At 69.4% G+C, this 20,726-nt stretch carries 22 protein-coding genes; 16 read left to right on the forward strand and 6 right to left on the reverse strand.

The window, feature by feature from the left end; translation table 11 throughout:
• Positions 1–12: 12 nt before the first annotated feature.
• From CFP71_RS06675 to CFP71_RS06705, 7 genes are all read left to right on the forward strand, one after another.
• Complete coding sequence (locus CFP71_RS06675; RefSeq protein WP_093932950.1) at positions 13–792, forward strand: ribonuclease HII; 780 nt, start codon at positions 13–15, stop codon at positions 790–792.
• On the forward strand, positions 789–1,112 hold the full coding sequence (locus tag CFP71_RS06680) for a DUF2469 domain-containing protein (RefSeq protein ID WP_003096226.1): 324 nt from the start codon (positions 789–791) through the stop codon (positions 1,110–1,112). Before CFP71_RS06675 ends, CFP71_RS06680 begins: the two co-directional genes overlap by 4 nt.
• Before the next feature lie 242 nt (positions 1,113–1,354).
• Positions 1,355–1,741, forward strand: a complete 387-nt coding sequence (locus tag CFP71_RS06685; protein ID WP_093932951.1) for a YraN family protein — start codon at positions 1,355–1,357, stop codon at positions 1,739–1,741.
• On the forward strand, positions 1,742–3,253 hold the full coding sequence (locus tag CFP71_RS06690) for a YifB family Mg chelatase-like AAA ATPase (RefSeq protein WP_093932952.1): 1,512 nt from the start codon (positions 1,742–1,744) through the stop codon (positions 3,251–3,253). It begins immediately after the preceding gene.
• A complete protein-coding gene (gene dprA, locus CFP71_RS06695; RefSeq protein WP_093932953.1) occupies positions 3,250–4,389 on the forward strand; it encodes a DNA-processing protein DprA in 1,140 nt (379 codons plus the stop codon). The genes CFP71_RS06690 and dprA overlap by 4 nt, the downstream gene beginning before the upstream one ends.
• Positions 4,390–4,494: 105 nt before the next feature.
• A complete protein-coding gene (locus CFP71_RS06700) occupies positions 4,495–5,490 on the forward strand; it encodes a tyrosine recombinase XerC (RefSeq protein ID WP_093932992.1) in 996 nt (331 codons plus the stop codon).
• 20 nt (positions 5,491–5,510) lie between these two features.
• The gene (locus CFP71_RS06705; protein WP_167406021.1) at positions 5,511–6,446 is read left to right on the forward strand and encodes a FliA/WhiG family RNA polymerase sigma factor; all 936 of its coding nucleotides are present in this window, start codon (positions 5,511–5,513) and stop codon (positions 6,444–6,446) included.
• 751 nt (positions 6,447–7,197) lie between these two features.
• Here the strand turns inward: CFP71_RS06705 and CFP71_RS06710 are convergent.
• A complete protein-coding gene (locus CFP71_RS06710) occupies positions 7,198–7,803 on the reverse strand; it encodes a murein hydrolase activator EnvC family protein (protein ID WP_093932954.1) in 606 nt (201 codons plus the stop codon).
• Between the two features lie 382 nt (positions 7,804–8,185).
• Between CFP71_RS06710 and rpsB the strand changes: the two genes are divergently transcribed.
• The 6 genes from rpsB to CFP71_RS06740 all read left to right on the forward strand — a co-directional run bounded on the left by rpsB (position 8,186) and on the right by CFP71_RS06740 (position 13,934).
• Entirely contained in the window at positions 8,186–9,058 is an 873-nt protein-coding gene (gene rpsB / locus CFP71_RS06715) for a 30S ribosomal protein S2 (RefSeq protein WP_093932955.1), read from the forward strand.
• 90 nt (positions 9,059–9,148) lie between these two features.
• On the forward strand, positions 9,149–9,973 hold the full coding sequence (tsf, locus tag CFP71_RS06720) for a translation elongation factor Ts (protein ID WP_093932956.1): 825 nt from the start codon (positions 9,149–9,151) through the stop codon (positions 9,971–9,973).
• A gap of 94 nt (positions 9,974–10,067) precedes the next feature.
• Positions 10,068–10,811 carry a UMP kinase gene (pyrH, locus tag CFP71_RS06725; protein ID WP_016336220.1) on the forward strand — a complete coding sequence of 248 codons (744 nt, stop codon included), beginning with the start codon at positions 10,068–10,070 and terminating at the stop codon, positions 10,809–10,811.
• A 51-nt stretch (positions 10,812–10,862) separates the two neighbouring features.
• Positions 10,863–11,420 carry a ribosome recycling factor gene (gene frr, locus CFP71_RS06730; protein WP_020630578.1) on the forward strand — a complete coding sequence of 186 codons (558 nt, stop codon included), beginning with the start codon at positions 10,863–10,865 and terminating at the stop codon, positions 11,418–11,420.
• Positions 11,420–12,340, forward strand: a complete 921-nt coding sequence (locus tag CFP71_RS06735; protein WP_093932957.1) for a phosphatidate cytidylyltransferase — start codon at positions 11,420–11,422, stop codon at positions 12,338–12,340. Before frr ends, CFP71_RS06735 begins: the two co-directional genes overlap by 1 nt.
• 61 nt (positions 12,341–12,401) lie before the next feature.
• Positions 12,402–13,934, forward strand: coding sequence for a carboxylesterase/lipase family protein (locus CFP71_RS06740; RefSeq protein ID WP_244199574.1), 1,533 nt, complete (start codon positions 12,402–12,404; stop codon positions 13,932–13,934).
• 38 nt (positions 13,935–13,972) lie between these two features.
• Here CFP71_RS06740 and CFP71_RS06745 read toward each other — a convergent pair whose 3' ends face one another.
• Positions 13,973–14,818 carry a VOC family protein gene (locus CFP71_RS06745; protein WP_093932958.1) on the reverse strand — a complete coding sequence of 282 codons (846 nt, stop codon included), beginning with the start codon at positions 14,816–14,818 and terminating at the stop codon, positions 13,973–13,975.
• Positions 14,819–14,936: 118 nt separating this feature from the next.
• On the opposite strand from CFP71_RS06745, the gene CFP71_RS06750 reads away from it, so the two are divergent.
• On the forward strand, positions 14,937–15,788 hold the full coding sequence (locus CFP71_RS06750) for a class I SAM-dependent methyltransferase (RefSeq protein WP_093932959.1): 852 nt from the start codon (positions 14,937–14,939) through the stop codon (positions 15,786–15,788).
• Here the strand turns inward: CFP71_RS06750 and CFP71_RS06755 are convergent.
• Both CFP71_RS06755 and CFP71_RS06760 read right to left on the reverse strand, forming a co-directional pair.
• Positions 15,722–16,345, reverse strand: coding sequence for a PadR family transcriptional regulator (locus CFP71_RS06755; protein ID WP_093932994.1), 624 nt, complete (start codon positions 16,343–16,345; stop codon positions 15,722–15,724). The two genes, CFP71_RS06750 and CFP71_RS06755, sit on opposite strands and share 67 nt — an antisense overlap.
• Positions 16,346–16,450: 105 nt before the next feature.
• The gene (locus CFP71_RS06760; RefSeq protein WP_244199575.1) at positions 16,451–18,112 is read right to left on the reverse strand and encodes a YcaO-like family protein; all 1,662 of its coding nucleotides are present in this window, start codon (positions 18,110–18,112) and stop codon (positions 16,451–16,453) included.
• A 256-nt stretch (positions 18,113–18,368) separates the two neighbouring features.
• On the opposite strand from CFP71_RS06760, the gene rlmN reads away from it, so the two are divergent.
• Both rlmN and CFP71_RS06770 read left to right on the forward strand, forming a co-directional pair.
• Positions 18,369–19,475, forward strand: a complete 1,107-nt coding sequence (rlmN, locus tag CFP71_RS06765) for a dual-specificity RNA methyltransferase RlmN (protein WP_093932961.1) — start codon at positions 18,369–18,371, stop codon at positions 19,473–19,475.
• Positions 19,476–19,509: 34 nt separating this feature from the next.
• Entirely contained in the window at positions 19,510–19,782 is a 273-nt protein-coding gene (locus CFP71_RS06770; protein WP_093932962.1) for a hypothetical protein, read from the forward strand.
• 1 nt (position 19,783) lies between these two features.
• Here CFP71_RS06770 and CFP71_RS44840 read toward each other — a convergent pair whose 3' ends face one another.
• Together CFP71_RS44840 and CFP71_RS44845 are read right to left on the reverse strand one after the other, a co-directional pair.
• A complete protein-coding gene (locus tag CFP71_RS44840) occupies positions 19,784–20,143 on the reverse strand; it encodes an FAD-dependent oxidoreductase (RefSeq protein WP_244199576.1) in 360 nt (119 codons plus the stop codon).
• Positions 20,140–20,715 carry an FAD-dependent monooxygenase gene (locus CFP71_RS44845; RefSeq protein WP_244199577.1) on the reverse strand — a complete coding sequence of 192 codons (576 nt, stop codon included), beginning with the start codon at positions 20,713–20,715 and terminating at the stop codon, positions 20,140–20,142. The genes CFP71_RS44840 and CFP71_RS44845 overlap by 4 nt, the downstream gene beginning before the upstream one ends.
• Between the last annotated feature and the right edge of the window lie 11 nt (positions 20,716–20,726).

Below are 20,726 nucleotides of genomic sequence, written 5' to 3' on the forward strand. Positions count from 1 at the left end.
CCGCCGCGGGCAGTGGTGCGTGGCGACCTCTTCTGGGGTTTGCAGGGTGCGCTGGACCGGCGGGGCCTCGGCCCCGTGGCCGGAGTCGACGAGGCAGGGCGCGGTGCTTGCGCCGGCCCGCTCGTCGTGGCCGCCTGTGTCCTGCGCCCCGGTGACGCCGCCCGCCTGCCCGAGCTCACCGACTCGAAGGTGCTCACGGCCAAGGCCCGCGACCGGGTCTACGACCGGATCGTGAAGCGTGCCGTCGACTACGCGGTCATCGTCATCCCGGCGGCCGAGGTCGATCTGTTCGGCATCCACGTCATGAACCTCGAAGGCATGCGGCGTGCCGTTTCGGCGCTGCGGGACACGCCGGGCTACGTCCTGACCGATGGCTTTCGCGTGTCCGGGCTGCCCGCCCCGAGCGTCCCGGTGATCAAGGGGGACAAGGCCGTCGCGTGCGTGGCGGCGGCGTCCGTGCTGGCCAAGGTCACACGCGACCGGATCATGGGCGACCTGCACGACGTCCACCCGCACTACGGTTTCGACGTGCACAAGGGGTACAGCACCACCGACCACAGCGCGGCGCTGCACACTCACGGTCCGAGTCCGGTGCATCGCTGGTCGTACGCCAACGTGGCCACCGCGGCCGCCGCGCACCGGGTGCGACCGCCTCACCCGGTCGTGCTGACCGTCGCCGCGCTGGAAAACCCGAGCGTGCCGATACGTGCCCTCGGCCCGTACGTGGGTAACAATGAACGCTCCGCCGCTGGAGTAGCAGCAGAATCGCGAGGAGGGGCGCGGATTTCATGAGCGCAGAGGATCTCGAGAAGTACGAGACCGAGATGGAGCTCTCGCTTTACCGCGAGTATCGCGACATAGTCGGCCAGTTCTCGTACGTGGTGGAGACCGAGCGGCGGTTCTATCTGGCCAACGCCGTCGACGTGCAGGTGCGCGACGGCGGCGGCGAGGTGTACTTCGAGGTCCGGATGTCCGACGCGTGGGTCTGGGACATGTACCGGCCCGCCAGGTTCGTCAAGCACGTCCGGGTCATCACGTTCAAGGACGTCAACGTCGAGGAACTCGACAAGCCCGATCTTCGCCTGCCTGAGGACGGTCCGTTCTCAGGCTGATCTTTCGGAAGTACGTGAAGGCCCCCTTCACCGCGCCAGACGCGGTGAAGGGGGCCTTCACGTACTTGTGGGCGCCCTAGCACAAGCTCCGACGATTTCCGGCCCGGAAGCTCTCACGGCGGCCGAGTTGTCCACAACACCCCGGTTATCCACAGGCGGGCGAATCAGGCCTGTCCGGCGGCCCGTCACCCTGGCAGCGTTGATCGCACACGCACCGTGATGATCGCTGAGGGGGGATCGAGATGATGGGCACGGCCGAACAACCGTCCGCCGGCGCTTCGCACATCGAGCTGGGCAGATGGGGTGAAGAACTCGCGGTCCGGCATCTGGAGAAGACGGGTTACGTGGTCCTGAGCCGCAATTGGCGTTGCCGCGACGGCGAATTGGATCTTGTCGCGACCGACCGGAAACGCCTCGTCTTCTGCGAGGTGAAGACGAGGTCGGGGCTGGGCTACGGCGCGCCGGCCGAGGCGGTGACCCCGGCCAAGGCGGACCGCATCCGCCGTCTCGCGCACCAATGGCAGCGCACGTTCATGCTCCGCTGGTGTCCGGTCCGCTACGACATCATCGCGATCGTCGCCCGTCCGGACGCCCGGCCGCACGTGCGGCACATCAAGGCGGCGTTCTGAATGGCGCTGGCGAAAGCCTGGTCCGTCGCGTTGCTGGGCGTCGACGGCAGGATGATCGAGATCGAGGCCGACATCGGTGGCGGGGCGCCGAAGGTGACGATGGTGGGGCTGCCCGACATCGGGCTGAAAGAGGCCAAGGACAGGGTCCGCTCCGCCGTCCGCAACTCGGGCGAGACCTGGCCGGACGAGCGGGTCATCCTCGGCCTGTCCCCGGCCAACCTGCCGAAGGTGGGGTCCGGCTACGACCTGGGCATCGCGGCGGCGGTCATGGCCGCGACGGGGTCGGTTCCGGCCACGAAACTGCTGCACACCGTGCTGCTGGGCGAACTCGCCCTCGACGGCAGGGTGCGGGCCGTCCGCGGCGTCCTGCCGGGATTGCTCGCGGCGCGCAACGCCGGGTACCGGAGGGCGGTCGTGCCCGCCGAGTCGTTGTTCGAGGCCGCCCTCGTGGACGGCCTGGAAATCGGCGGCGTGGCCCGGCTGAGCGATTTCGTGGGCTGGCTCAAGGGGGAAGGGGAGCTCGTCCGGCCTGAGCCGTTCACCCTCCAAGAGCCGACGCTGGTGCCCGACCTCGCCGATGTCGTGGGACAGCCGGAAGCGCGGTGGGCGCTGGAGGTGGCCGCGGCGGGCGGGCATCACCTGCTCATGACCGGTCCGCCCGGGGTGGGCAAGACGATGCTCGCGAAACGCCTCCCCGGTCTCCTACCGCGACTGTCCGCCGAAGAGTCGTTGCAGGTCACCGCCGTCCACTCGATCGACGGTTCGCTTTCCCGGTCCGAACCGCTGATCACCGTGCCGCCGTTCGTCGCGCCGCACCATTCGATCAGCGTCCCCGCGCTGATCGGCGGTGGCAGCGGTCTCGCCGTTCCCGGCGCCATCAGCCGGGCGCACCGGGGCATCCTGTTCCTCGACGAGGTCTGCGAATTCGGCCCGGAACGGCTGGAGTCGCTGCGCACGGTCCTGGAAGAGGGCGAAGTACGGATCGCGCGGATCAAGGGCGCCGTGCGGTACCCGGCCCGGTTCCAGCTGGTGCTGGCGACCAATCCTTGTCCTTGCGCTCCGGCGAAGGAGGCCGATTGCGTCTGCTCGGCGTCCGCGCGGAGGCGGTACTTGGGGAGGCTGTCCGGACCGTTACTCGATCGGGTGGATCTGCGGGTCCGGTTGCGTCCGCTTTCAGCGCTCAGCGCGCATCTGAGTGAGCCGCCCGAAGCGTCGGCGGCCGTCCGGGAACGGGTTCTGGAGGCGCGCGAGCGAGCCGGAAAACGCTGGGCGGAGCACGGCTGGCCGACGAACGCGGAGGTGCCCGGCCCGGTGCTGCGCCGCGAGTTCGCGCTGCCGCCGCAGGTCACGGCGTTGCTGGACCGTGCGCTGGAGCGGGGCGCGATCACCGCGCGCGGCGCGGACCGCTGCCTTCGCATCGCTTGGACGCTCGCCGATCTGAGGGGCACCGACAAGCCGGAGGCGGACGAGGTCGCGGCCGCGTTGAACTTCCGAGAGAGGTCATCCGGATGAGTGAACTCGACGCCGAGCGGATCGCGCGGTCGTATCTCCTGCGCGTGGCCGAGCCTCCGGCGCCCGCTTTGGTCGGTTTCGTGGGCGAACACGGCCCGGTCGTCGCCGCGGAACGAGTGTCGCGGGCGGATTGCCCGCCGAAGGTGCGTGACGAGACGGCCGCCCGGCGCGCGCACGACTACGCCGAGCGCGATCTGGAGCGGGCTGCCGCCGCCGAGACCAGGCTCGTCATCCCCGAAGACGGCGAATGGCCGGCTTGGCCCTTGCTTTCGCTGGCCGTCGCCCAAGGCAGGGGCGTCTCCGGTGTGGCGCCGCCACTGGCACTGTGGGTGCGAGGTCCGGCCAGGCTCGACGAGGCGGTGGATCAGGCGATCGCGATCGTCGGCGCCCGTGCGGCGACCGGATACGGCGAGCACAACGCGGCCGAGCTGGGTTACCACTTGGCGAGCCGGGGAATCCCGGTGTTCTCGGGAGCGGCGTACGGCATCGACGGCGCGGCTCATCGGGGCGCGCTGAGCGCCGACGGCACGACGGTCGCCCTGCTCGGCTGCGGGATCGACGCCGGGTACCCGGCGCAGCACACGACCTTGTTGCGCACCATCGGGAAGACCGGCGCGGTGGTGAGCGAGTATCCGCCGGGCACCTCGCCCGCGAGGCATCGCTTCCTCGTCCGCAACAGGCTCATCGCCGCGCTCACGGAAGGGACGGTCGTGGTCGAGGCGGGCAGGCGCAGCGGCGCGCGGAACACCGCCGGTACGGCAAGGGCGCTGGGCAAGGTCGTGATGGCGATGCCAGGGCCGGTGTCCTCGGGGATGTCGGCCGGCTGCCACGCGCTGATCCGCGAAGGCGAGGCCACGCTGGTGACCTCGGTCGACGAGATCCTGGAGACCGCGGGGCGGCTGGGTGAGCCGGGCGCGGATCCGGCGAAACCGCGACGCCGCACCGACCGGCTCGGTCCGGAAGCACTCCGCGTGCACGACGCGCTGTCCGAACGGTCGCCGAGACCCGAGGAACGGATCGCGGCCGAGTCCGGCGTTCCGATCGAGCGTGTCCGCGCGCTGCTCCCCGAACTGGAATTCGACGGCTTCGCGGAAAGAAGTGACACAGGGTGGCGAAGACGGCCTACCAAGACCTGACTGGCCTACACCCGAGACGCCATCCCGGCACGATCCGACCACGGACACCGCATCAGGGTGCGGCGATACTTGACCATCCGCCGTACATCGCGCAGCGTGATCGGCATGCCGTCGACCGAAGGTCCCCACGGCACGGGAAAACGCGCCCGCAGACCCGATCTGCGCGCCGCCCGTGCGGCGCTTCCGGAGCCCGTCCGGAAGCTGATCGACGACTACGAGCGTCATCTTTCCCTGGAGCGCGGGCTTTCCGCGCATACGGTGCGTGCCTATCTCGGCGACGTGGTCTCGCTGCTGGGTTTCGTGGACGGGAACGGCGGCCGGTTCGAGGATCTCGACATCGGGACACTGCGTGGCTGGCTTGCCCGGCAACGCGAGGACGGCGCCAGCCGGACGACCCTGGCCAGGCGCGCGGCCGCGGCCCGCACTTTCACCGCGTGGGCCCACCGGGGCGGGGCGCTCGCGTCCGACCCGGGCGGGCGGCTGGTGGCGCCGCGTGCGCACCGCAAGCTGCCCGGGGTCCTCCGCGCGGAACAGGCGAACGAGGTCATGCGCTCCTCAGCCGCCGGTGCCGAACAGCGGGACCCGGTCGCCTTGAGGGACAGTGCCATCGTGGAACTGCTCTACGCGACCGGTGTGCGGGTCTCGGAACTGTGCGGGCTGGACGTCGGCGACGTCGATTTCTCCCGCAGGGTGGTGCTTGTGCTGGGCAAGGGCGGTAAGGAACGCGTCGTGCCGTTCGGCGTCCCCGCCGAAACGGCCATGCGGGTGTGGCTCGACGAGGGCAGAGGAAAGCTCGCCGTCGAGACGAAGGGGCCGGCCGAAGCCGCGCTCTTCCTGGGGGCGCGAGGGGGCAGGCTCGATCCGCGGGCGGCCCGCCGGGTCGTCCACGACGCCGTCGGCTCGGTTCCCGGCGCGAACGACATGGGGCCGCACGGCCTGAGGCATTCGGCGGCCACTCATCTGCTCGAAGGCGGTGCCGATCTTCGAAGCGTTCAGGAACTGCTTGGTCACGCTACGCTGGCCACAACGCAGCTCTACACTCATGTGACCGTCGATCGGCTGAAGGCGATCCACGACCGCGCGCACCCCCGGGCCCGATGATGCCGGGGAGAACTCGGCAGGTGACCCGGCGGCCCGAACCGGCGGCGCACGCGCATCCGCACGAGCACGGAGAACACGCTGAGTCGCATGCTGAGAACGGCGGTCCGATGACCGTCGACCCACATGTCACCGAAGCCGCCGGGAAGCACCGTCCCGGCGGGAGCGGTCCTGCCGTCGCGCCCGGAGCGCGGACGGCCTACGAGGTGGACGCCGGGATCCAGGCGTTGTGGCGGGAGTTCACCGAGTCGCCGGACCAGATCGTGCGCGACAGGCTCGTCCTGCACTACGCCCCGCTCGTCAAGTACGTCGCCGGCCGGGTCGGCACCGGGTTGCCGACCCACGTCGACGTCGGCGACCTGATCCAGTCCGGGATCTTCGGCCTGGTCGACGCGATCGAGAAGTTCGAACCCGCCAGGGGCCTGCGGTTCGAGACCTACGCCATGCAGCGCATCCGGGGCGCCATCCTGGACGATCTCCGTTCCCAGGACTGGGTGCCCAGGGCGGTGCGCAGCAAGGCCCGCGAGGCCGAGCGCGCGCTGGAACGCCTCGGTGCCCGCCTGAACCGCACGCCGACCGACGCCGAGCTGGCGGCCGAGCTCGAAATCAGCGTCGACGACCTGCGCGAGTTCTACGGCCAGCTCCAGCTCACCAGCGTCATCGCGCTGGAAGACCTCGTCGCCGCGGGCAAGGACAGTGGCTCGCTGGTCGACACGCTGCCCGATGACGGGGCCGTCGACCCGGTGGCCGTCCTGGTCGACCAGGACAACCGCCGCCAGCTGGCGCAGGCGATCGCCCAGCTCACCGAACGCGACCGGATCGTGGTCGGTCTCTACTACTTCGAGAGCCTGACGCTCGCCGAGATCGGCAAGGTCCTCGGCGTCACCGAGTCCCGGGTCAGCCAGCTGCACACCCGCGCCGTCATGCGCCTGCGCGCGAAACTGGTCGAGCAGACCTGACGGCCACGGCCGCCGACGTGTCGTCCGTCCAGACACGCGTGTCGTCCGTCTGATCACGCGCGATCTCTGTTGGCAACCGCCGCTCGACGCGACCCCGGAGCACCTCCTGGACGTCATTCCGGTGAGACACGCTGACGGCCATGATCGGACGGGGCCTCGCGTGATCAAAGGCGGATCTCTCGTGATCGGGCACGGGACACGTGTGTTCGGAGCCGGGACTCGTGTGATCGGGCGCGGGACACGTGTGCTTGCGGACGGATCTCGCGAGGCCAGGGCGGGTCTCGTGTGATGGGGCCGGTGCGACTCGCGTGGCCAGGGCGAGACTCGCGTGCTCGGGCGGGGACTCGCGCGACGCGGGGCCGGACGACACACGTGATCAGGTGGCCGACACGCGTGATTGGGCGGACGACACCCGTGCTCGGGAGCGGGACTTGCGTGGCCAGGGGCGGGATTCGTGTGATCAGGGCCGGGACTCGCGTGACCAGAGGCGGGACTTGCGTGGCCAGGGCCGCAGCTCGTGTGATCAGAGGCGGGACTCACGTGATCGGGGGCGGGACTCGCGTGATTGGAGGCGGGACTTGCGTGATTGGAGGCGGGACTCGCGTGGCCAGGGGCGAGGCTCGTGTGATCGGGGGCGGGACTTGCGTGACCAGAGGCGGAACTCGTGCGATCAACTGGGCGGCAGCCGTGGGTAGTGGACGGAAGCGTGCTCAGCCGGGCGGAACACCTGGCGAAGGTTCCGGGACAGGGGTCAGTCTCCTTCCCACGGTTTGAGGCGGATCTCGGACGGTTCGCCGATCAACGCGAGCGGATCGACGTACTCCGCGCCCCGCCGGACACCGAAATGCAAGCAAGCCGGCTCGGGGCAGCCAGGATGGCCGGCGACGAGCGTTCCGAGCACTTGGCCCCGGTAGACCTGATCACCCGCGGTGACCGTCGGACTGAGGGGTTGGTAGGTGGTGTGCAGGCCTCCTTCGTGATCGATCGAAACCACCCCGCGGCCCGCCACCTGCCCGGCGAACATCACCACTCCTTCGGCGGCCGCGAGCACGTTCGTACCCGGTGCGGCGGCGAGGTCGACGCCCCGGTGGCCGGGACCGTACGGCGTCGATGGCGGCTCGAAGTACCTGGTGACACTGGGTGCCGACGAGAGCGGCCAGGAGAGGCGTCCTTGCGGAGAGGGCGCGCCTCTGGCCGTTCCCGGCATCGTCGAAGCGGTCAAGAGCGCGAGCACGGTCGCAAGGATCGTGAGGCGGGGAAGGCGTCGAGGACGCCCCGGGCGGCGGTGCCTGCCGCCGGTGCGGTCGATCGCGAAGGAATGCCTGGTGACGGGGCGGGAACAGGATGTCGTGGTCATGTTTTCCAGCTTGGGGGGACGGCGTGGCGAGCGGGGCGCGCCGGGGGAATCTGTGGATAACCGGGGCGGTTGTGGACAACCCCTCTCATCAGGGGCTGCCGGTGCGGTACCCGGTGGCGACAGGGAGTAGACTCTTTTGCGCGGTCCGCGGCAGTGGACTGACTTCGCGTGCACGTGCGCGCTCCCGATGGCCGATCTCCTCACGGAGGGTCAGGACAAGCGGGGGCACACGGCCCGGCGGTCCTTGGGGTTACTCGACTTCCGGGTCCGGGCCCGAGCATCTGCACCAGGGCGATCGGCCACCCGGCCGAGAGCGACGAACCGAGCAAGCGCGTTCCGGCCAGGCCGGGCGCGCACGACACAGAAGAGGTTGATTCCGGCAATGGCCGTCGTCACCATGAAGCAGCTGCTCGACAGCGGCGTGCACTTCGGGCACCAGACCCGTCGGTGGAACCCGAAGATGAAGCGCTACATCTTCACCGAGCGCAACGGCATCTACATCATCGACCTGCAGCAGACGCTGACGTACATCGACCGTGCGTTCGAGTTCATCAAGGAAACCGTCGCGCACGGCGGCACCATCATGTTCGTCGGCACGAAGAAGCAGGCCCAGGAAGCCATCGCCTCCGAGGCCTCCCGCGTGGGCATGCCCTACGTGAACCAGCGCTGGCTCGGCGGCATGCTGACCAACTTCCAGACGGTGCACAAGCGTCTCCTCCGCCTGAAGGAGCTCGAGTCGCAGGAGCAGACCGGCGGCTTCGCCGGCCTGACCAAGCGCGAGATCCTCACGCTCACCCGTGAGAAGGACAAGCTCGAGAAGACCCTCGGCGGTATCCGCGACATGGCCAAGGTGCCGAGCATCGTGTGGATCGTCGACACGAAGAAGGAGCACATCGCCGTCGGCGAGGCTCGCAAGCTGAACATCCCAGTCGTCGCGATCCTGGACACCAACTGCGACCCCGACGAGGTCGACTACCCGATCCCGGGTAACGACGACGCGATCCGTTCGGCCGCGCTGCTGACCAAGGTCGTGGCCGAGGCCGCCGCCGCCGGTCTGATGGCCCGCTCCAGCCGCAACGGTTCCTCCGCCGACGCCAAGCCCGAGGCGGGCGTCGCCACGGACGAGCCGCTGGCCGAGTGGGAGAAGGAGCTGCTCGCCGGCTCCGAGACCGCCGCCGCGGACGCCAAGGAAGCCGCCGCCGCGACCGGCGCGACCACCGAGGCCCCGGCCGAGCAGGCCACCGCCTCCTCCTGATCCACCCGCTCGTGGGGCCGCCTCCGGGCGGCCCCACGAGTACCTCCCCAAAAGACTTTCTCGTACCTGAAAAGGACGGATACACCCACGATGGCGAACTACACCGCCGCAGACGTGAAGCGTCTCCGCGAGCTGACCGGCTCCGGCATGATGAACTGCAAGAAGGCGCTTGAGGAGAACGACGGCGACTTCGACAAGGCCGTCGAGTTCCTGCGCATCAAGGGCGCCAAGGACGTCGGCAAGCGCGCCGAGCGCGCCACCGCCGAGGGCCTCGTCGCCGGTGACGGCGGCGTCCTGATCGAGCTCGACTCCGAGACCGACTTCGTCGCGAAGAACGAGGACTTCCAGGCTCTCGCCGCGAAGATCGTCGAGGTCGCGAAGGCCGAGAAGACCAGCGACGTCGAGAAGCTGAAGGCCGCCTCGCTCGACGGCAAGACCGTCGACGAGCAGGTCCAGGAGCTGGCCGCCCGTATCGGTGAGAAGCTCGAGCTGCGCCGTGTCGCCGCCTACGAGGGCACCACCACCACGTACCTGCACCGTCGCGGTGCGGACCTTCCCCCCGCCGTCGGCGTGCTCATCGAGTACACCGGTGAGGGCGAAGCCGCCGCCGAGGCCGCTCGTGGCGCCGCCATGCAGGTCGCCGCGCTCAAGGCCAAGTACCTCACCCGCGAAGAGGTCCCGGCCGAGATCGTCGAGAACGAGCGCCGCGTCGCCGAGGCGACAGCCCGCGAAGAGGGCAAGCCGGAGCAGGCCATGCCCAAGATCATCGAGGGCAAGGTCAACGCCTACTACAAGGACAACGTCCTGCTCGAGCAGCCGTCGGTCAAGGACAACAAGAAGACCGTCAAGGCCCTGCTCGACGAGGCCGGCGTGGCCGTGAGCCGGTTCGCCCGGTTCGAGGTCGGCCAGGCCTGATCCAGGCGCGGAACACAAAGAACCACCACTGTGCCCCGTCTCCGTCCATCGGGGACGGGGCACAGTCGGGTTTCAGAGCATTAGGGAGGGCGACATGGGTGTCCGGGTCGAAGGCGGATACCGGCGGGTGCTGCTGAAACTGGGCGGCGAGATGTTCGGCGGCGGTTCCATCGGGGTTGATCCGGATGTGGTGCACTCGGTCGCCCAGCAGATCGCCGACGTCGCACGCACGGGGGTGCAGATCGCCGTCGTGATCGGCGGCGGCAACTACTTCCGCGGCGCGGAACTGTCGCAGCGCGGCATGGACCGTGACCGCGCCGACTACATGGCGATGCTCGGCACCGTCATGAACTGCCTGGCGTTGCAGGACTTCCTGGAGAAGGAGGGCCTGCCCACCCGCGTGCAGACCGCCATCACCATGGGGCAGGTCGCCGAGCCGTACATCCCGCGCCGCGCCGAGCGTCACCTGGAGAAGGGCCGCGTCGTCATCTTCGGCGCCGGGGTCGGCATGCCGTACTTCTCGACCGACACCGCCGCCGCGCAGCGCGCGCTCGAACTCGGCTGCGAAGCCGTCTTGATGGCGAAGGCCGTCGACGGCGTCTACACCGCGGACCCGAAGAGCGACCCGACCGCCGAGATGTTCCACGAGATCAGCCACCGCGAGGTGCTGGAGCGGGACCTCAAGGTCGCCGACGCCACCGCGTTCAGCCTGTGCATGGACAACAACATGCCGATCATCGTGTTCAATCTGCTCACCGAGGGGAACATCGCTCGTGCGGTCAGTGGTGAGAGGATCGGCACCCTGGTCGACACCCCCGCCGACGGGGTGTCCGCGTAGTCCTGCTCTGATCTCCGTAATCGGTACGCATACACAACAACGGGAGTTGCCGTGATCGACGAGACCCTCCTCGACGCCGAGGAGAAGATGGAAAAAGCGGTGTCCGTCGCCAAGGAGGACCTGTCGTCGGTACGCACCGGCCGGGCCCACCCCGGGATGTTCTCGCGCGTTGTCGTCGACTACTACGGCGCGCCGACCCCGCTGAACCAGCTGGCGGGCGTCAACATCCCCGAAGCCCGGATGGCGCTGGTCAAGCCTTACGACCAGACCTCGCTCAACGCCATCGAGAAGGCGATCCGCGAGTCGGACCTCGGCGTGAACCCGAGCAACGACGGCAACGTGATCCGCATCGTCATCCCGCAGCTCACCGAAGAGCGCCGCAAGGAGATGGTGAAGGTCGCCAAGGCCAAGGGTGAGGACGCCCGCGTCTCGATCCGCAGCGTCCGCCGCAAGGCCAAGGAAGAGCTGGACCGGATCAAGAAGGACGGCGAGGCGGGCGAGGACGAGGTCGTCCACGCCGAGAAGGAACTGCAGAACCTCACCGACTCGTACACGCACAAGGTCGACGAGCTGGTGAAACACAAGGAAGCCGAGCTACTCGAGGTCTGATGAGCCAGGTGAGCGAGGAACGCGAGGACCGGGTGGACGCCCCGGAACCGGCTCCGGCGGCGATGCCGGAGCCCGAAACCGTGCCGGAACCGGCGCGGAAGGTTTCCCGCGCCGGCCGCAACCTGCCCGCCGCGATCGGGGTCGGGTTGCTGCTGGGGGCGGCGATCGTCACGTCCTTGCTCACCGTGCGCTTCCTGTTCATCGGCATCATCGCGATCGCGATCGCGGTCGGCACGATCGAGCTGGCCGGGGCACTGAAGCGCGCGGCGGGCATCCGGATCGCGCTGGTCCCGGTGCTCGTCGGCGGTCAGGCGATGATCTGGCTGGCCTGGCCGTACGGCCGCGAAGGCGCGCTGACGGCGTTCGTGCTGACGGTGCTCGTCTGCCTGCTGTGGCGGTTGCCCGGTGGGGCGGACGGCTACCTGCGCGATATCAGCGCGTCGGTCTTCGCCGCCGCGTACATCCCGCTTTTCGGCGCCTTCGCCGCCATGCTCGTCCCGCCGGAGGACGGTGTCGGCCGGGTCCTGGCGTTCATGATCGGCGTCGTCGCCTCGGACACCGGCGGCTACATCGCCGGCGTGCTGGGCGGCAAGCACCCGATGGCGCCCAGCATCAGCCCGAAGAAGACCTGGGAGGGCTTCGCCGGTTCGCTCGTGGCCGGTGTGGTCGCCGGTGCGCTGACCCTGAGCCTGCTGCTCGACGGCCACGCCTGGCAGGGCGTGCTGTTCGGCGCGGCGATCGTCTGCACCGCGACGCTCGGCGATCTCGTCGAGTCGCTGATCAAACGCGACCTCGGCGTCAAGGACATGGGGAACATGCTGCCGGGGCACGGCGGGCTGATGGACCGGCTCGACTCGTTGCTCCCTTCGGCCGTCGTCTCCTGGCTGCTGCTTTCCGCGTTCGTCCCCGTCCCCTTGTAGGCGAAACCCGTGTGACAAGCCCGGCGCCCTGGGCCAAGGTCGAAGTATGCGAACTCGACGGATGAGTAAGCGACTTCTGGCCCTGGCACTGAGCGTGGTCACGTTCGGCGCCCTGACGACAGCCGTGGCGGAAGCGGGTGAAAGCCCGGTCGTCCGCACGGATTCCGGTCCCGTTCGCGGCGTGAGCACCAGCGAATACCGGAGTTTCCAAGGCATTCCGTTCGCCGCGCCACCCGTCGGTGACCTGCGCTGGGCGCCTCCGGCCAGACCCACGCCGTGGACCGCCGTGCGGGACGCGAGCAAGCCCGGTCCCCGCTGCGCGCAGGGGCCGGGGCTCGGTTCGGCCCCGAGCGACGACGAGGATTGCCTGTATCTCAACGTGATCAGCCCGGCCAAAGCGGCGCACAAGCCGCGGCCGGTGATGGTCTGGGTGCACGGTGGCGGGTTCACCTCCGGCGCCGGCGGCGATTACGACTTCAAGCGCATGGCCCTCGGCGGGGACGTCGTCGTGGTGACCGTGAACTACCGGCTGGGCGTGTTCGGCTTCTTCGGCCACCCGGAGCTCGGACGCGACTCCGGCGTCTTCGGCCTCCAGGACCAGCAGGCCGCTCTTCGCTGGGTGCAGCGCAATGCCCGCGCGTTCGGGGGCGATCCCCGGAACGTCACGCTGTTCGGTGAGTCCGCCGGAGGGATGAGCACGTGCGCTCAGCTGGCCTCGCCGTCGGCCGCGGGATTGTTCCACCGCGCGATCATCCAGAGCGGTCCGTGCACCCTGACCTGGCCTGACGGCGGCTTCGCCCCCGGCGTACCGGCGGGTTCGCCGTATCTGCCGCGTGCCACCGTCGAAGCGATGGGCGCCGACGCGGCCAAGAAGCTCGGCTGTGCCGACGTCGCTTGCCTTCGCCGTCTCCCGGTCAAGGATCTCGTGAATCAGCCGCTCGCGACCCCCGCGTTCGGCACCGGCCTGCTTCCCGAGCATCCGGCGACCGCGCTGAAGGCAGGCCACTTCGCCCGCGTCCCGGTGCTGACGGGCGTGACCAGGGACGAGGCGAGGTTGTTCGTCTCCCTGTACCCCGGCCATCCGTTCACGGAGGAGCACTACCGAGAACTGCTGCGGACCGCCTTCGGGGAGAAGGCGCCGCTCGTCGCCGCCCGGTATCCGTCTGCGAAGCACGGCAGCCCGGCGATGGCGTTCGCGGACGCGATGACCGACAGGATCTGGGGCTGCCCCCAGGTGGGGACCGAGCGGTTGCTGCGCGAGCGGACACGGACTTTCGGCTACGAATTCGCCGACCGGGACGCTCCGCCGCTTCTCCCGGCCCCTCCTGGAATGCGCATGGGCGCCTCACATGGATCCGAATTGAGTTATTTGTCTGATATCGCCGGGCTTCCGGTGAAATTGACTCCAGCGCAGCAGGAGCTCGCGGCACAAATGATTCAGTACTGGACCCGGTTCGCGAGGACCGGCGATCCGAACGGCGAGGACCTGCCGAAGTGGCGTCCTTCGCCGCGAACCCAGTCACTGGCACCGGGCGCGATCGGCCCGGTCGACCTCGCGGCCGTGCACAACTGCGGGTTCTGGGCGGGTATCTGACGAAAGAGCCGGGATGACGTGGTCATCCCGGCTCCTTTTCAGTCGTCGTAAGGATCGTCGACTTCGGCGCTGCCCCAGCCTTCGACGGCCCGGGAGTGGTCGATCACGGCGAACACCGAGCCGTCCGGGTCGGCGAGGATCGCCATCCGGCCGAACGGGGTGTCGTAGGGCTGGACGACGACGGCGCCGCCGAGCATCAGGGCCTGCCCCGCCGTGGCGTCCGCCCCGCGGGCCGGGTCGAGTTCAAGGTAGACCATCCAGTGCGGCGGGGTGTCCGGCCGGTATTCCGAACCCATCACGTACCGGTACAGCACCGGTTCGTGCTCGATGAGCCATTCGGCGTAGTCGAGCGACGTGCCGTCGCCGATCTGGTGGCTGGTGTAGTCGAAGAGACGGCAGTAGAAGTGGTCCGCCGCCGCGCCGTCGTGGGTGTTCAGGTCCGCGCCGCTGAAGGTGTTGGGCACGCCGGTCGCGAACTCCCAGGTGGCCGGGGGCTCCCAGAAGACGACGTGCGCCCCGCACGCGTCGACGGCGTGGATGATGTTGCCACGATGGGGAATCGCCACCGGTCCGAGCGTGACCCGGCCACCGAGACTGTCCACCCATTCGGCGGCCGCGGCCGCTTGGGGCACCGAGATGTGGACGCTCCAGCCGAACGGTCCCTCCGCGCCCGCGCGGTACAGGCCACCGGCCGGGACGCCGTTGAGCGTCGCGATCGAGTAGCGGCCCGTCGGCGTCGCGGGATCACGCTGAACGGTGAACTCCCAGTCGAAAAGTCCGCTGTAGAAGGTTTGAACGGCCGCTTCGTCTCTGCACGCGAGTTCGATCCAGCACGGGATTCCTGAAGGGATTACGGAAGTGTGGGCGGCCGAGCCAAGCGACATGCGGTTCTCCCTAACCGGTGGGGAGAGTAAAGTCTAGTCGCTATCCGCATTGTTTCCGTGAGAGATTTCGAACCGGGTGGCCCGGAACCCGGCCCGGTGTCCCATCGTTGGAGCTTCCGTGCGCTGGTTTCCCCGAGCTGTCTCCTCCTTCCGCCGCGGCGGTGACGAGGTGCTGCCGAGTCCGAACATCTGGTACTACCAAAAGGCTTACGAGGTCGAGAACCGCGCGCAGGACGTCGACGACGAGATCTGGCGGGTGCTCGCCGGAGCCCGGGACTGGTCCGGTGCCGACGTGCTCGACATCGGTTGCGGAGACGGGTTCCACCTGCCCCGTTTCGCCGCGACCGCGCGATCGGTGCTCGGGATCGAGCCGCACGAGCCGCTCGTCCGTGACGCGCGGCGCCGCGTCGGGGAGCTGCCGAACGTCGAGGTGCGGCAAGGCCGTGCGCAGCGGCTTCCGGTGCCGGACGCGGCTTTCGACGTCGTCCACGCGCGGACAGCGTACTTCTTCGGCCCAGGCTGTGAACCCGGCCTTCGCGAGGCGGAGCGGGTGCTGCGGCCGGGCGGGACGCTGCTGATCGTGGATCTCGATGTGACCAGTGAGCCTTACGGGCGCTGGATGCGGCTGGATCTGCCGCACTACGACCCGCCGGGAGTCGAGAAGTTCTTCGCCCGTCAGGGATTCGACTGCCGCAAGGTGATGACGCGGTGGCTGTTCGAGGACGCCGCCGCGATGGAAGCGGTGCTGAAGATCGAGTTCAGCGCTCCGGTCGCGGAGAAGGCGGTCGCGGAGGTCCGGCGCCTGAACGAGGTTTCGTCAGGCGCCGGTGCGGAGCGGGTGACGCTGCCGGTGGGCTATCGCGTGCATACGCGCACCAAGCCCACCGGCCTCGTCGTGCCTGGTCACTCCATGTCCTCGGCGGAAGCCGCGTCCGGAGTGGTGTCGTCGGCCTCGCCGAGGATGCCGTAGATCGTCCGGCGCGCCTCGTTGAGGACGTCGACGGTCCGGGCCTGCTGGCCCTCGCTGCCGGCGTGCATGACCTGCGCGACAGCCGCGGCCAGGGTCGCCCCCGCCTTGCGCAAGTTCACCTCGACCGGGTCGACGTCGTGGGCGATCTGCTCCCACGGCGGGACGGCGTCCTGCTGTTCGGCCGCCGCGCGGCCGGATTCGGTGAGTTCGAACAGCTTCTTGCCGCTCTCGTCCTTGCTGATCACCAGGCCTTCGTCGGCCAGCATCTGCAAGGTCGGGTAGACCGAGCCGGGGCTCGGCTTCCAGAAGCCGCCGCTGCGCTCGCCGATCTCGCGGATGATCTCGTAACCGTGCCTCGGCTGTTCGGAAAGCAGCGCGAGGATCGCGGCGCGGACGTCACCGCGCTTGCCGCGCCGTCCGCCAGGGCCACCTCGTCGGCCGTGCCGATGACGGTGGCCGGGCCCACCCGGGCCCGGGGGGAAGTCGCCGAAGCCGCCGCGAGCCCAGGGCCCGAAGGCGGGTCGGCCGTGTTCTGAAGGGAAAGGTCGTCGTCGCATGATGTGCATCCTCTCTACGTAATGTTCCGACTCGTTCACGATATATCGGAACCGGTCGCACGGCAACCCTCCTCGGGTGAGCTGTGTCTCAGCGGCTTGTGCTCGTCAGGTTCGGGGGAGCGGTGACACGAGACCCGGCACCAGGGTGTGCGCGACATGGTGTCCGGCGGCCGCGACGTCACAGGTCGTGAGATCGACGCTGATGACCTCGAAGCCGCGTGCTTCGACTCGGTCCTGATACGCCTTGAGCCGCCGTTCCCCGAGCGCGGGCAGATCGTCCCAAGCACGGTCCGGCAGGTTGCGCAGCCGTGCCGCGACCCGGCCGCCCGCTCGCGGATCGAGGCGGATCTGGTGGAGGCAAAGGGGATCGGTGACGTCGGCGAAGTCGTCGCGATAGGAGTCGAGATAGCGCCTGTCCGCCCGGTACGGCTTGAGGTCGCCGTGCTCCCGGCGCAAGGCGGACAGGCCGCGCTCGTCGTCGAGGGCCCGATAGGTGTGATGCAGCGCGAAACCCTCGGCGAGTGCCTCCTTGGCGGCTTCGAGCGCGTCCGGCCGGACGGCGAAACCGAGGGACAGGCGGCGCGCCACGCGGTCGAACACCGCGGCGGCGATCGCCGGGACGTCGAATTCGTTGTCGAGCGGGATGAGCGTGACCTCGTGGCCGTCCGCGGTGTCGGCGATCAGCGACCGGATCCCGTCCGGGATCGGGAGCCGCGCGAGACGGGGCATGCCGGTCCACCAGAGTGTGGTGGGGTCGCCTGCGAGGGCCTCTTCGAGACCGGATGTGACAGCCTGCTCTGCGGAGGTTCCGGTGGCGAGGCCGGCGGGGAGAGGATCGGCGAAGCGGGCTTCTCCCGCTTGCCGTTCGCGGGAAACCAAGAACGCCGGTACCCAGACGGCCTCCCCGGTGGTGTGGGAAAAGCCCTCCACCCACGAGCAGTCCGAGTCCGTCTTCAGCGGTGCGAAGGGGAAGCCGGGGGAGCGGTACCGCTCGGCCGAGTAGAGCTTCAGGCGGCGAGGGTCGAGCGCTGGGACGCCGTATCGAGCGAGCTGCTCGTAGCTGCTGAAGCGCACTTCGCGATCCGGAGCGAGCCAGCTGCCGCAGTAACGCTTCACTGCTTCGTCGATGGCTGCCTGCCGGGCGAGATCGAAATCGTGCCACGCCGCGCCGACGGCTTCGCGGTCATTGGGCCAGTTCGTGACGCGGCGCATGTCCGCGACGTCGGCCTGGCACACGCGCAGCCTGGCGGGCATGCCCGGCGACGGCGGTATCTCGCGGAGCCCGGTCACGATCCCGGTCCGGTCGTCGATCAGCGACGCGGGCGCGGAGACGGCCCGGGCGCGATCCGGGACGGGAAGGACCGGGCGGCGGATCTCAGTCAGCTCCGCCGGGTTCAGCTCGATCTCGCCGGTGGTGATCGCGGTCCGCCCGCCCGAGAGCCAGCGTTCGAGGTGCGTGGCGACGTTCGCCAGCACCCAGCGGAGATCTCCCGGACCCAGCGCGGGCGGGATCGCGTCGAGCGTGTGAAGTTCCCGCGAGGCCGCGCGCCGGCGGGCGACGACGTCGGCGAAATCGATCCCGCCGGGGGCGATGGCGGGCCCGGCGATCACCCGGCCGCGTTCGCGGCGCAGTGGCAGCCACCGCACGCCGTTCCCGGCGCACAAGGTGTCCAAAGTGGTCAGCTCGGCACGGGCGGGATGGTCGAAGGCCGCGACCACGACGGTGTGCTCCGCGTCCGCTTCGGACAGATCGCGCAGGATTCCCACGTTCACGTACCCGCTGACGGCGAGCAGGTCCGCGAGCGGCTCGGTGAGCGCCCGGGATCCGGTGAGGAGAACCGTGGTTTCGGGAATGATGGTGGATCACCTCCGCTCACCGAGTCTCGGACCGGATATGACGTACGCGCGTCTCCTCGTATGCGATCCGCACGGTGCGGGCCGGGTGTGGTTCACGTGACCTGGGGAACAGTGACCCGGGGCGGCCCGGGCGCGTCGAAGGTGGACATGGGACACTGAGTGAGCTATGACTGCCCTCCCTCTCGTCTTCGACGCGCCCAAGCGCGGCCTTCCGCCGCGCCACCTCGCCGACCTCACCGCCGCCGAGCGGGCCGAGGCCGTCGCCGAGCTGGGTGAGAAGCCGTTCCGCGCGAAGCAGCTGTCGAACCACTACTTCTCGCGGCTCACGGTGAACCCGGAGGAGATGACCGACATCCCGGCGGCGTCGCGGGAGAAGCTCGTCGGCGACCTGATGCCGACGCTGCTCACCGAGATCAAGGCGCTCGCCTGCGACGACGGCACCACCCGCAAGACCCTGTGGCGCGCGCATGACGGGACGCTGCTGGAGAGCGTGCTCATGCGCTACCCGGACCGCGCGACCCTGTGCATCTCGAGCCAGGCGGGCTGCGGCATGGCGTGCCCGTTCTGCGCGACCGGACAGGGCGGTCTCGACCGGAACCTTTCGACGGCGGAGATCGTCGACCAGGTCCGTTCGGCCGCCGCCGTGATGCGCGACGGCGAGATGGCGGGCGGCCCCGGCCGCCTGTCGAACATCGTCTTCATGGGTATGGGCGAGCCGCTCGCGAACTACAAGCGGGTGGTGGCGGCGGTCCGGCGGATCACGGATCCCTCGCCGGACGGGCTGGGGATCGGCCAGCGTTCGGTGACGGTGTCGACCGTCGGTCTCGCGCCGGCGATCCGCAAGCTGGCGGACGAGAAGATGCAGGTGCGGCTGGCGGTCTCGCTGCACACGCCGGACGACGAGTTGCGCGACACGCTGGTGCCGGTGAACGAGCGCTGGTCGGTGGACGAGGTCCTGTCCGCGGCCCGGTACTACGCGGACACGTCGGGACGGCGGGTTTCGATCGAGTACGCGCTGATCCGGGACATCAACGATCAGCCTTGGCGGGCCGAGTTGCTGGCGAAGCGTCTTCGTCAGCACCTGGGTCAGTTGGTGCATGTGAACGTGATCCCGCTGAACCCGACTCCGGGCAGCAAGTGGGACGCGTCGCCGAAGCCGGTGGAGCGGGAGTTCGTCCGGCTGGTGAACGCGGGCGGGGTAGCGTGCACGGTGCGTGACACGCGTGGCCAGGAGATCGCGGCGGCTTGCGGTCAGCTCGCGGCCGAGAACTGATTTTTTTCCTTTCAGCGATGGAGATTTTGTCGTGATGTATGCCCCCAGCCTGTTGGATCCGGCTGCGGAAGAGCTCCGGCTCGCGGACGTGCTCGGCCATGGTGCGACAGGGGTCGCGCGTGAGGCGCGGACGCTGCTGGGCGAGCGGTTCAGCTCGGTGACCTTCATGTACGTGCTGATGCGGGCGTTCGAGGTGGAGTACACCGCGGCGCGGGACGCTTCGCGCTGGCACGAGTTCCACGGTGGCCCGTACGCGCTGTCGGACGCCGACCTCGAAGCGCTGCTGGCGCCCTGGCTCAGCCGCTGACTCAGGTCGCGGGTGCGGTGCTGAGCATCCAGTCGCTGAAGGCGGCGAAACGTTCAGCGTTCTCGACGGCTCCATCGGCGTATTCGATCGCGTCGGAGTGTTCGCGCACTCTGTCCATCCGTGCGCGGCGGGCGGTTTCGTAGCGGACGAGAGCTTCGGCGGGGTCTGTTTCGCCGTCCAGTTCGGCGCGCAGGACCCCGGCGTCTTCGATCCCCAGCGTGCCGCCCACCGCGAGGTGGGGGGACAGACCGTGCGCGGCGTCCCCGATCAACGCGACCCTGCCGGTGGTCCAGTATGGCAGCCGCGGGACGAGCATGATCTGGTTCTCCAGGATGGCCTCCTCCGGCGTCGCGGCGATCATCGCCGCCAACTCGTCGTGCCCGGACGCTCGTCGCCGGAAGGCACCATCGCCCGCCAGACACGGTTGCCCTCGTGTTCGACCGCCGAGCTGCCCGGCACCAGGGCGGCGCGGACGTCGGAGTAGACGCCGTCCGCGCCGATCAGGAGATCCGCCCGCGAAGACGGGCCGTCGGAGACGTGCACCTCCACGTGGGTGTCGTGTTCGGTGAAGCCGGTGACATGGGTGCCCAGCCGGATCCGCTCCAGGCCGACGGTCTCGGCCAGCAGGGTGTTCAGGCCCGGCCGCGGCACCATCAGGAATCGGTACCGAGACGGGTCGTAGCCGTCCGCGCGTTCCGGTTTCCCGGCGGCGTCGAAGAACCAGGCGTCGACGGTGTCCCCCATGCGGCGGACGGCGTCGCCGATGCCCAGCTTGTCGAACTCCCGCAACGCGTTGGGCCACAGGCCGATCCCGGCACCCACCGCCCGCACCTCCGGGGCGTGTTCCAGCACGGTGACGTCGTGCCCGATCAGGCGTAACGACGCCGCGGTGGTGAGCCCGACCAGTCCCGCTCCCACGATCACAGTGCGCATAAGACCAGCCA

The sequence above is a fragment of the Amycolatopsis thailandensis genome, from assembly GCF_002234405.1.
Taxonomy (GTDB): domain Bacteria; phylum Actinomycetota; class Actinomycetes; order Mycobacteriales; family Pseudonocardiaceae; genus Amycolatopsis; species Amycolatopsis thailandensis.